This is a genomic window from uncultured Methanofollis sp., assembly GCF_937919355.1.
In the GTDB taxonomy this organism is placed as follows: Archaea; Halobacteriota; Methanomicrobia; order Methanomicrobiales; family Methanofollaceae; genus Methanofollis.
Window position 1 is genome coordinate 1 of sequence record NZ_CALFSA010000231.1, and the last position, 9,746, is coordinate 9,746.

The window sequence follows — 9,746 nt, forward strand, 5'->3', positions numbered from 1 at the left end:
GGATGTCGGCCATCTGGATGACGCCGGCGTGCTTTGCAGCGAAGGAGAGGTCGGCAACTGCCGCTTCACCGGCGCACATGCGGTAGGCGGCGATGTACGACATGCCAAGCTGCATCGCAGACCAGCGGGAGGTGGTGCCACCGTCGCACGTCCTGGAGACGATGGTCGGGATGTGCACCGCCTGGAACATCGACTTGCCGACTGCGGCCTTGAGGGCCTCCGCGGACTTTCCCGGGAAGAGTTTCTCGATGTTCAGGAGGAACTGGGGTTCGATGTCGTCGGCGAGTTCGTCGTCGCCGGTGAAGACCTTCACGTAGCAGTCCTCGGTGAGTGCCGGGTGGGTCTCGACCATGTGCTCCTGGACGACGGCCGCGCCGGGCATGGCGTGGTTGAGGATGTGGAGGTACTCGTTGATCGTCTCAGGAGTGACTTCCTTGCCGAGACGCTTCTGCAGGGTGGCGTGGGCGAGGTCCATGCCGACGATGATCGTCCTGCGGATGTCGTCCCACATCTGCTGCATTGCGGCGTTGTTGACGAAGTGGAGGTCGTCGCCCTCGACGAAGACGCCGGTGCCGGAGACCTCGTAGGTCATCAACTGGCGCTGGCCCATCGGCAGGCCGCCAAGGTGGCAGCGCTCCGGGTCGTACATGGAGATGCCGCGCTGCATCTCGACGGCGCGGGACTCCTTCATGAACTCGAGTTTCCTTGGGGACTGGCGGATGCCACCGAACTTGTAGAACTCAGTCTTTCCAGCCTGCACGTCCTGTCCCTGGAACTTCTCCTTGAGTGCCTTCAGGAAGAGCTTCTGTGCTCTCTCGATCTTTGCCATGATCACACCTCCTTCGGCATGAAGCCGTATTTGGTCCTCAGCGAGTGGATACGCTGGACATACTCGACATACTCCTGGTCCTCGCGGAAAGGCGTCCCGACGAGGGAGTGGAAGATGGTCGTGTGCGCCTTGAGCCACTTCTCGTCCATCGGTTTGCCGACGTTCACGGCACGGTCGAGGGGTTCGCCGATCTGGTTCTTGACGTACTTGACATTGCCGTCGGCGCCGAGCACGCAGCGCTGGAGCATGTCGAACATCATGCCATCCTCTGCGAGACGGAGAGAGTGGCCGTGCACGGTCGCACCGCGGATGCCGGTGCGGGCCGGGTCAAAGACCTCGGTCTCGATGAGGAGTTTGGAGTACTGGTCGAGGTCGCGCTCGCGGCACTCGACGATCTGGCGGCCAGAGAGGGTGCCGGGGTCGATACCGCGGAAGCGGTAACACTCCATGTACGTCCTCTGGTACGGCTGGCACGGGGCGTTGAACATCGAGTCAGCAAACTGGATGTAACGCACACGGTCGCCGGCCTTCGCGCCATCGGTCGGCGTGACGATCTTCCTGATCGGGCAGGCAGGTTCCTGCTGCTCGGCCAGGGGCGGGTGAGCGGTCGGGTAGGCCGCACCCGGAGCACGGTGCCCGAGGATGAGGACGATGTCCTCGTCGGTCACGTCACGGAGTTTCTCAAGCTTGTGGTTCGGGTCCATCTGCTTGCGCCTGTTCTGGGCGACAATGGACATACCCGGTCCAAACTGTGGTTTGTATGCCATAGACAATTTTCACCTCAATTGGTCTGTTCTTTCATGAGTCTGGTAACGGCAGCGATAACATCGGCCATCTTCTCCCTAGTGGGTGTCTGCCCTCTGGTGACACCGGAGATGATCGCTTCCACACTTCCTTTTGTCCTGACTTTTTCAGGAGGAGGCATGACGAGGGCGGTTTTGACGCCCTCTTTTGCAAGGTCCTCGTAGTCGATCGGGCACTGGGATACGACGACGGCCTTGACGTCGACGTGCTCCAGAATGAACCGGATCTTCTGCACCACATGGGACCGCACATTCCCGTGGTGGAGGATCGCGACCTTATGCCCCTCTATCTGCTCGATCTCTTTCTCGGTTAACCCGAAGTAGGCGCCAAGGACTGATCCGGCAATCTTCGGAGCGTCAGGAGGCACGCCGCTACCGGCGTTCAGCACGAGGGTGCTGACCGAGAACTCCACCCCTTCCCTCCTGAGGGCGGACGTGATGTCACAGACCGGCTTTGTGACGTGCCGGCGTCCCGGTGACATCCCGACGACAATGACGTCCGGATGACGGCATTCTGAAATGGTCCCACGCTGGGCAAGGCCCCCGCCTTTTCCCATTCCCATGCTCTCTCTGCAGTCCACTACCTGGGTTACCCTTCCGATCGGCATGTAATCACTTTGTTCCCTGGATGATGAGCGGCCCACCGCGGCTTTTCGGATCTGTGGTTCCAAGGATCCGTTCGTCGGCGCCGGGCCCGTATTTTGCATAGTCTGAAACGGTCGCCTGAGTCTTCATGAACTTCCCTTCCGACAGTGAATACGGGAACTTCGTGAAGACCTCGTCGCATGCTTTCCTGATCCCGTCGATAGGGGCTCGGTCCTCCAGTTCGAGGAGGATCGTCCCTACCTGCACCTGGAGTTCCACGTCCTGATCGCCGACCCTGATCACCCTCCGCATCGGGTGGGGGTTCGGCTGACCGCGGGCAGGGCCGTACGGGACGGTGGGGGGGATACGCTGTCCGTTCAGGACAAGCTTCCGTATCCCGCCCACCTCCAGGAGCCTGTTGAGGAGTTTTTCGACGGTTTCGGGGTTGAGGAAACGTGCGGGCACAATCCTGCACTGGGGATATGTGGCGTCTGTCATCTTGGCCATTACCTTAGATCGCCTTTGCGATGTTCTGCAGCGGCTTTGCGAACTCGTCGATCTTGCCGTAGGTCTCGCCGTAGATCTTGGACATGCCTTCAGGTGAGAACATCTGGGTGCCTGCGTCAAGAGAGCAGGCGGCGACCACGCACGGGATGGCGAAGCCGGCCGAGTGCCTGGTCACGACGTGGTTGCCGTTGAAGATACCCGGACCGCCGCCGCCGTAGATCGAGTGGCTGAAGAACGAGAAGCCGACGGCTGTACCCATCACGCGGCCGTAGTCACAGCCGGGGAGACCGGTCTCATGCTCGAGAAGGTCGTTGAAGTACAGCAGGGTCGAGGAGACGGCCTGGGCGAACCGACCGGCACCGCAGTTGACCATGGTGGCCGCGAGTGTGCCTGCCGCCGCATAGGCGTTCCAGAGCATCGGGTCCTTGGTGTCGTAGTACTGGAAGTACCCGCCCTTCTTGCCCGGTGCGATGACCTTGTCCTCGATCGCACGCTCGACAAGGGACTGCATAACGGTACCGATGGTCCCGGTCTTGCCGTTCTTCTTGACGAGGTCGTAGACGAGGTTGTTAGCGTTGAGGCCCTGATAGGCGTAGCCAAGGAGCTGTGCCCTCTCGAAGGGCCCGATGGCGTTGCCCATCTCGAACTGACCGGCCTGCTCGAAGGTCGAGGAGAGTGCCGCACCCTGCATGGCGTTCCTGCCGGTGATCATGACGACGTGGTTGGCAGGGATGTTCCTCAGGGCAAAGCCGAGACCTTCGTTGTTCTGCGGGATGGACAGGATGGACGTGACGTTTGATCCCTTCATGTCCATGGTCTGCGGGTAGGTGCCCCAGACCGCCGCCTTCACCATCGGGGCGTCAAAGGGCCCGATGTCGTACTGGTCGATGATCGCATAGGTCGTCGCCGCCGCGACGGCGGTGATGGCCGCGTCGTACGTTGCTGCAGCCTCGATACGGGCCTTCGGGACTTCTACAAGGAGAAGTTTGCCACCGAAGTCCTTGAGCTTCGTGTCGTCGCCGTCCTCCGTCTGGACCATCGACTTAATTTTCTCTGCGATTGCGCCTGCGTCCTTGACGATATCGATGTTGAGGTTCCGTCCGCCGATCGAACTCGCCTTTCCACCGACCGCTCCGGTCTTAACACCGTTCTCGATGCCGGCGAGGTTGACGGCGATCGTCCTCTTGGTGAGGTCGATCATCTTCTTGATCGCAGGGTTCACAAGCGGGCTGACCTTCTCAAGGGCAACACCGCTCTTGAGGAGTTTGCCCCCATCGTCGTAGAGGTCAATCGTGTCTGAGTATTTTGCCATATAATTCCTCCAGATTCGGTTTAATTACGATACAGTACTGTAACTGTGCAATGTTTACTAAAGGAGTCGCTGACAATCGCTGGAGTCACTACTGCACGTCCCTCAAGGGACAATTGCATACTCATCATCTCGCCATATAAGGATTGTGATTATCGGCGGCGGAAATCCTGATATATATCCCAGTATATATGGGAGGATCGAAACAATATCTGCTTTGATCCCCCGCAAAGAAGAGGCAGTGTGACGACACCCTCTGCCGGGTAGCACGGATTGATATGGGTGGCAGAGCCGTATAACAACTGGGCCTGCGCTTCGATAAAAAGAAAAAAAGAGGTTAAATTTAGTATTTCTGGTAAATGTGGCCGTAGATGACCTGTCCCTTCCGCTTGCCATGGCGTTCGCCCATGTCGCCCTCGTACATGGCAAACGTGGCCTTGGTGCCGTCGACCTCCAGGTCAACGTTCTCGCGGTAGACATATCCCGGCATCATGACATCGATGGTGCCGAAGACATAAATGTCCCCCTTCACCATCTGTCCGCCTATCTTGGACTTGCCATTGCCCTTCACGATGATCGTGCCGCCCTCGGCGTGGGTGCCGACATGGACGTCGACATCGCCGTCGATGACGATCGTGCCACCGTTCATGAAGGTGCCGATATCTGACCCGGCGTTGCCGTGGACACGGATTGTCCCCGACTGCATACCCCTCCAGTCGCCGCGGTAGGCGGCGCCGAGGTAGTTGCCGGCATTGCCATCGATCTCAAGTTCGCCGTCCTTCATGCCCGTGCCGGAGAAGGCGTCGACGTTGCCCGTGACATGGATCCTGCCGCCTTCCATCCATGCACCGACGTACATGTCGGCCGAACCCTCGATGAGGATCTCGCCTGCAGTCATCCGCATGCCGATGTACTTCACCCTGAGGACGTCACCCTTGATGACGATCTTTGTCTCGGCAGCGGTCGCACCGCCCTTGCCCGAGACCTCGAAGTAGGTGCCGAGGAGACCGGTCTGGTTCCCCTCGTGCACGTGGATTGCTGCGATCTCCTCTGCGGTCTTCCCGGCGAATGCGTCAGGAGTGATGTTCTCTGCATCGATGTAGAGGTCAGGCTGGGCCTTTGGTGTAAGTGTTACCGTCTCCATCATCATCACCTCACTGAGTCGCATCGACCTCGATGCGGTACGGGTTCTTCATGAACACCTTTTCGTTCACCTCGTAGTTGGCCTCAGTGACAGTGTAGTACCTGAGGAACTTCTCGGTGACGTCGCGGCGGACCTGCGGGTTGTCGTTGACCTTGACATCGACCCACAGCGTCTTCTTGTTGCCGTTGCTGACGACATCGCCATCCTTGACGACGACCTCGCCACCCTTGAAGAGGTAGGCCGCGTTGCCGAAGGCCTTCTCGATGAGTTCGGGGTCCTCTGCAGTCTCGGGGTTGTAGTCGTAGACTGCAACGTCTGCCTGCAGACCCGGCTTGAGGCTGCCGTACATGCTGGAGAGACCGAGCGCCTGTGCCGTGCCTGCACGGCTCATGGCCGCGATCTCGTAGAGGGTCAGCTCGCGGTCGATGCCGGAGAGGAACGTGGCGTCCCTGACCTTCTCGGCCCACTTGAGCGAGTCCATCTCGGCCTCACGGGCCTTCTTGCTCATGAGCCACTTCATGACCCGCGGGTACCGGAAGAACGGACCTGCGTTCGGGTGGTCGGTGGTGATGAACACACGCATCGGGTCCTTCGCCATAAGTGCGAGTTCAAGGCCGATGGCCCACTGGATACCGCAGACCTTGATGTTCTTTCCGTAGATGTACGGGACGACGCCTGCAGCGGTTTCGAGTTCCACATCGGTGTTCGCCCACTTGAGGTGGTTGAGTTCGGTGAGGTGGTGCTCGAACGGCCCGTCGGCGGTCATCGTCGTGGTCTCGTCGAGAGTCACACAGCCGAGGTCGATGGTCATGTTGTCATGGCTGTTGACATAGTCCATGATGGCGTCGGCCTTCGACTCCACGTTCCCCCAGCTGTCACCGCCGTAGGAGTGGAACTGGACGTGGGTGTGGTGCATGACCTGCTTGCGCCCGAAGTCGTTGTTTGCCTTTGCGCCCTCGAAGAGCTTGAAGGTCTCGAGGGTGGTCTCGTAGTTGCCCGGGTTGCCCAGGTTGTTCGTGTGGATGTGGACGGAGTGCGGGAGCCTCAGGGCCTCGTTTGCCTCCATCAGACCCTTCATGATCTGGGCCGGGGTGATGTCGAAGTACGGAACCGGGTCGTGGATCGAGTTGCAGTTCAGGCCCCAGCCCCAGGCCTCGGTGCCGCCGGGGTTGACGATCTTGATCGCGTAGCCGCGGGTGGTCCGCAGAAGCCAGGAGATGTAAGCTTCGACATTCTCCAGTTCGTGGTTCTTCAGGTACTCGAGGACGAACCAGTTGTTCCCGAAGACCGGGTAAGCACCCTGGTCGAGGATCGGGGTGTCCCGCATCTCTTCGTGGGTGTGGCGGGCGTACAGGGGCGGCATGGCCGCTTCCATGACGGTGCCGTAGCCCATCTTGGCGTACAGGTAACCTGTCCTGAAGACGGTCGGGACTGAGAAGCCACCGGCCATCCTCTTGACACCGTTCCCTGCTTCATAGGTGAAGAGTTTGTCCTCGGGCCGGAAGTTCCGGCCGACATTGACCTTCGGACCGGCGACGTGGGCGTGGATGTCCACACCGGCGGCCATGACGGTCTTGCCTGCGGCGTCGATGACCTTGGGGTTCGAGAGGGCGGTGGACTCGACGATCTTGCCATCCTTTATGGCAACATCGGTCTTGTCACCGTTGATCCCGAGTATCGGGTCAAAGACAAATCCGTTTTTGATGAGGTATTCTGCCATGTTTACGCAACCCCCTTGATTTCTCTGACGCGCTTGAGGACCATCTTCAGGAACTCCTCATCGCTGACCATACCTTCGGGGGGTTCAACGACCTTTCTGGTCTCGATCGGAACGTTGTCCATACGGTATGCGCACCCGGCTTCCTCAACGCCCACAAAGGCCACAGGCATGTGGAGTTTGCAGACTGCAGAGGTCGGTGTGTGGTGCGGGTCGACGCAGACGGACGGGAGGTGTGCGATCTTCTTCACCGACGAGATCGGGAAGTGTGCACCCGGGTCTGACCCGAGGACGAAGACCGCGTCCACCTCGCCACGCCGCAGCAGGTCGTTCGAGGTCGAGTCGCCCGGGTTGTAGCGGGCGAAGCCGCGGGAGAGGTCCACGCAGTACGGGAAGCCGAACTGCCAGCCGAGCACCTGGCCGGAGCCGGTGACGTTGTAGTGACCACGCATCGGCATGATGGCCGCTTTCGTGTACTCGTTGAGGTCACGGGTGAGCGAGATGGCCATGTCGATGTTGTGGTTCTTCGAGAGCGACTGGGTGACACCCATGCCGAAGAAGATGATCACAAAGCGGCCGGACTTGAGGGTCGCGGCGACGTCCTGGATCGTCTCTCTCGGGATACCGGCGACCGTCTCGGGGAGAGGTGCGCCGCGGAGAGCGACACGGAGAGCGCTCAGGAGTTCGTAGTCCCTGCCCTGTTCAAGCTGCAGGTGGACGTCGGCCATCTTTGCGGTGTCAGTGCTCCGCGGGTCGACGACGACCATCTTCCTTGCCTTGTGGCCCTTCCCGGTGAAGAAACCACGGGGGAAGATCGAGTACCTGCTCATGTGCCGCGGGTGGGCATGGGCCGGGTTGCATCCCCAGAAGACAATCCTGTCTGCACGGTTCTTGACCTCACCGAGAGTGCAGCTCGGCACACCGACGTCCTGCACGGCGATAAGGGTGGTGCCGTGGCAGACAGTTGCGGTGTTGTCGACGACTGCGCCGACAAGTTCGGCGATCTCGTGGCCGACACTCTGTGCCTCGCAGTTGGTCGAGGACCAGCCGTACATGAGCGGCTTTTTCGCATTGCAGAGCGTCTGTGCGGTGTACTCGACGGCATCCTTGATGCTGACTTCTTTCCAGTTCCCCTCTTCGTCCTGCATCTGCGGGACTTTCAGGCGGTCTTCGGCCTGCGAGTGGAGGAACTTCTCCGTGCCGATGACACAGGCATTGCAGACCTCGAGGATCTTCTTGTTGTCATCGGTGACCTTGACCTCAAGGTCGTCACAGAGCGTTCCACAGAACGGACAGACTACGTCGGTTACAATCTTCGCCATTAGATTTCACCCCTGCAGGCTTTGCGGACGAGGTCGAGAGAGTCGTACACAGGTTCATCTGCGGCGACCTCGACCTTGACCGGCACGCCCTTGAAGGTCGGCATCCCGGTGGAGTAGGTGTTCGGGTTGATGACCATGTTCGCCCAGGGACCCATCGGTATGAATGCAAGGCCCGGGTGGGGCCCCTGGGTCGTCTGGACTGCCTTAACAACGACACTGCCGAATTCGCTGGTAACGCGTACGTTGGTGTTTCTCCATGCCCCGAGGCGCTTGAAATCGGCGTCATCCATCTCGATGATGCCGCAGGCCTTGGTGTAGGCGGGCTTTTCCTTGCCCGCCTCCATGGATACACCCTGCTGGATCGTACGCCCTGATATGAGGTTTAATTCAATTTCTGGCACCCTAACATCCTCCGTAGGTTACTGTTTCATCTGGTTGAGGGGGCTCGGGCCGAGGTCCTTGACGGTCTTGACGACGTCTTCAATGACCTTTGCCCACTTTGCACCCTCTGATGCGGAAACGAATGTCATCCTGAGACGGTGGTCGTCGATGCCAAGGTCCTTGAGGATGCTCTTCATGAGGAACATACGCTTGGCGCACTTGTAGTTGCCCGCGATGTAGTGGCAGTCCCCAAAGTGGCAACCGGAGACGAGCACACCGTCGGCACCGTCGGCGAAGGCCTTCATGATGAAGAGCGGGTCGACACGACCGGTGCACATGATACGGATGGCACGGACGTCTGGCGGGTACTGGGTACGGGCGCTACCGGCAAGGTCTGCACCGGCGTAGGAACACCAGTTGCAGATGATTGCGAGGATCTTTGGTTTCCATTCTTCGTCTGCCATTTACTGCTCACCTCCAAGGAGGAATGCATCGATCTGCGCCAGGATCTGCGGAGAGGTAAAGTGCTGCATGTAGATCGCGCCGCCTGGGCAGAAGCCGCCGCAGGTGCCGCAGCCCTTGCACTTTGCTTCGGTGACGTGCATGACCTGCTTGCCGTCCTTCTCGATGAGAGAGAGGGCAGAGTACGGGCAGAGGTTCACGCACATGCCACAGCCTGCACACTTGTCTTCAAGGCACTGGGCGAAGTACGGTTCGAGTTCGACCTTGCCCGTGTGGATCGGGATGGAAGCTGCGGATGCCGCACCTTCTGCCTGGGCGACTGTGTCCGGGATATCCTTCGGGCCCTGACAGACACCGGCGAGGAAGACACCGGCGGTCGTGGTGCCGCACGGGTTGAGCTTCGGGTGGGCCTCAAGGAGCCAGCCGTCCTGCGAGCAGGAGACGCCGAAGAGGTGCCTGATGTGGTCGGTCTCGGCGGTCGGCTGAACGGCGGCGGCGAGCACCACCATGTCGACTTCGATGTCGACCGGTCTGCCGAGGAGAGTGTCCTCTGCATAGACGTGGAGGTTCTTCGTCTTGGCGTCTTCAAGGACGTTGGCGACACGGCCGCGGATGAACTTCGCACCCTCGTTCTGGATGCGGTAGTAGAACTCCTCGTACATCTTGCCGAAGGACCTGATGTCCATG

Annotated in this window: 10 protein-coding genes and 1 pseudogene; all 11 read right to left on the minus strand. The window is 59.9% G+C overall.

Annotated elements, in window-relative coordinates; translation table 11 throughout:
- Nucleotides 1–829 (minus strand): annotated as a pseudogene (locus Q0520_RS11295) (methyl-coenzyme M reductase subunit alpha); the annotation flags it as partial.
- Between the two features lie 2 nt (nt 830–831).
- A complete protein-coding gene (gene mcrG / locus Q0520_RS11300; RefSeq protein ID WP_298670157.1) occupies nt 832–1,596 on the minus strand; it encodes a coenzyme-B sulfoethylthiotransferase subunit gamma in 765 nt (254 codons plus the stop codon).
- A 14-nt stretch (nt 1,597–1,610) separates the two neighbouring features.
- Entirely contained in the window at nt 1,611–2,240 is a 630-nt protein-coding gene (gene mcrC / locus Q0520_RS11305) for a methyl-coenzyme M reductase I operon protein C (protein ID WP_298670159.1), read from the minus strand.
- 4 nt (nt 2,241–2,244) lie between these two features.
- Nucleotides 2,245–2,715: a methyl-coenzyme M reductase operon protein D gene (mcrD, locus tag Q0520_RS11310; protein WP_298670172.1), complete on the minus strand. Its 471-nt coding sequence runs from the start codon at nt 2,713–2,715 to the stop codon at nt 2,245–2,247.
- Nucleotides 2,716–2,728: 13 nt separating this feature from the next.
- On the minus strand, nt 2,729–4,036 hold the full coding sequence (mcrB, locus tag Q0520_RS11315) for a coenzyme-B sulfoethylthiotransferase subunit beta (RefSeq protein ID WP_298670160.1): 1,308 nt from the start codon (nt 4,034–4,036) through the stop codon (nt 2,729–2,731).
- Nucleotides 4,037–4,376: 340 nt separating this feature from the next.
- Nucleotides 4,377–5,177 carry a formylmethanofuran dehydrogenase subunit C gene (locus Q0520_RS11320; protein ID WP_298670174.1) on the minus strand — a complete coding sequence of 267 codons (801 nt, stop codon included), beginning with the start codon at nt 5,175–5,177 and terminating at the stop codon, nt 4,377–4,379.
- Between the two features lie 10 nt (nt 5,178–5,187).
- On the minus strand, nt 5,188–6,897 hold the full coding sequence (locus Q0520_RS11325; RefSeq protein ID WP_298670162.1) for a formylmethanofuran dehydrogenase subunit A: 1,710 nt from the start codon (nt 6,895–6,897) through the stop codon (nt 5,188–5,190).
- 2 nt (nt 6,898–6,899) lie between these two features.
- Nucleotides 6,900–8,216, minus strand: coding sequence for a formylmethanofuran dehydrogenase subunit B (locus tag Q0520_RS11330; protein ID WP_298670164.1), 1,317 nt, complete (start codon nt 8,214–8,216; stop codon nt 6,900–6,902).
- Complete coding sequence (locus Q0520_RS11335) at nt 8,216–8,617, minus strand: molybdopterin dinucleotide binding domain-containing protein (protein WP_298670166.1); 402 nt, start codon at nt 8,615–8,617, stop codon at nt 8,216–8,218. The genes Q0520_RS11330 and Q0520_RS11335 overlap by 1 nt, the downstream gene beginning before the upstream one ends.
- A gap of 18 nt (nt 8,618–8,635) precedes the next feature.
- On the minus strand, nt 8,636–9,061 hold the full coding sequence (locus Q0520_RS11340) for a hydrogenase iron-sulfur subunit (RefSeq protein WP_298670168.1): 426 nt from the start codon (nt 9,059–9,061) through the stop codon (nt 8,636–8,638).
- The coding region (locus Q0520_RS11345; protein WP_298670170.1) for a 4Fe-4S dicluster-binding protein at nt 9,062–9,746 on the minus strand (685 nt) is incomplete at its 5' end.

Bases quoted from the DNA above. Each gene is read 5' to 3' on its own strand.
- Q0520_RS11320 (WP_298670174.1), bottom strand. From the start codon at position 5,177: ATGGAGACGGTAACACTTACACCAAAGGCCCAGCCTGACCTCTACATC.
- Q0520_RS11325 (WP_298670162.1), bottom strand. From the start codon at position 6,897: ATGGCAGAATACCTCATCAAAAACGGATTTGTCTTTGACCCGATACTC.
- mcrB (WP_298670160.1), bottom strand. From the start codon at position 4,036: ATGGCAAAATACTCAGACACGATTGACCTCTACGACGATGGGGGCAAA.
- mcrD (WP_298670172.1), bottom strand. From the start codon at position 2,715: ATGACAGACGCCACATATCCCCAGTGCAGGATTGTGCCCGCACGTTTC.
- Q0520_RS11340 (WP_298670168.1), bottom strand. From the start codon at position 9,061: ATGGCAGACGAAGAATGGAAACCAAAGATCCTCGCAATCATCTGCAAC.
- mcrG (WP_298670157.1), bottom strand. From the start codon at position 1,596: ATGGCATACAAACCACAGTTTGGACCGGGTATGTCCATTGTCGCCCAG.
- mcrC (WP_298670159.1), bottom strand. From the start codon at position 2,240: ATGCCGATCGGAAGGGTAACCCAGGTAGTGGACTGCAGAGAGAGCATG.
- Q0520_RS11330 (WP_298670164.1), bottom strand. From the start codon at position 8,216: ATGGCGAAGATTGTAACCGACGTAGTCTGTCCGTTCTGTGGAACGCTC.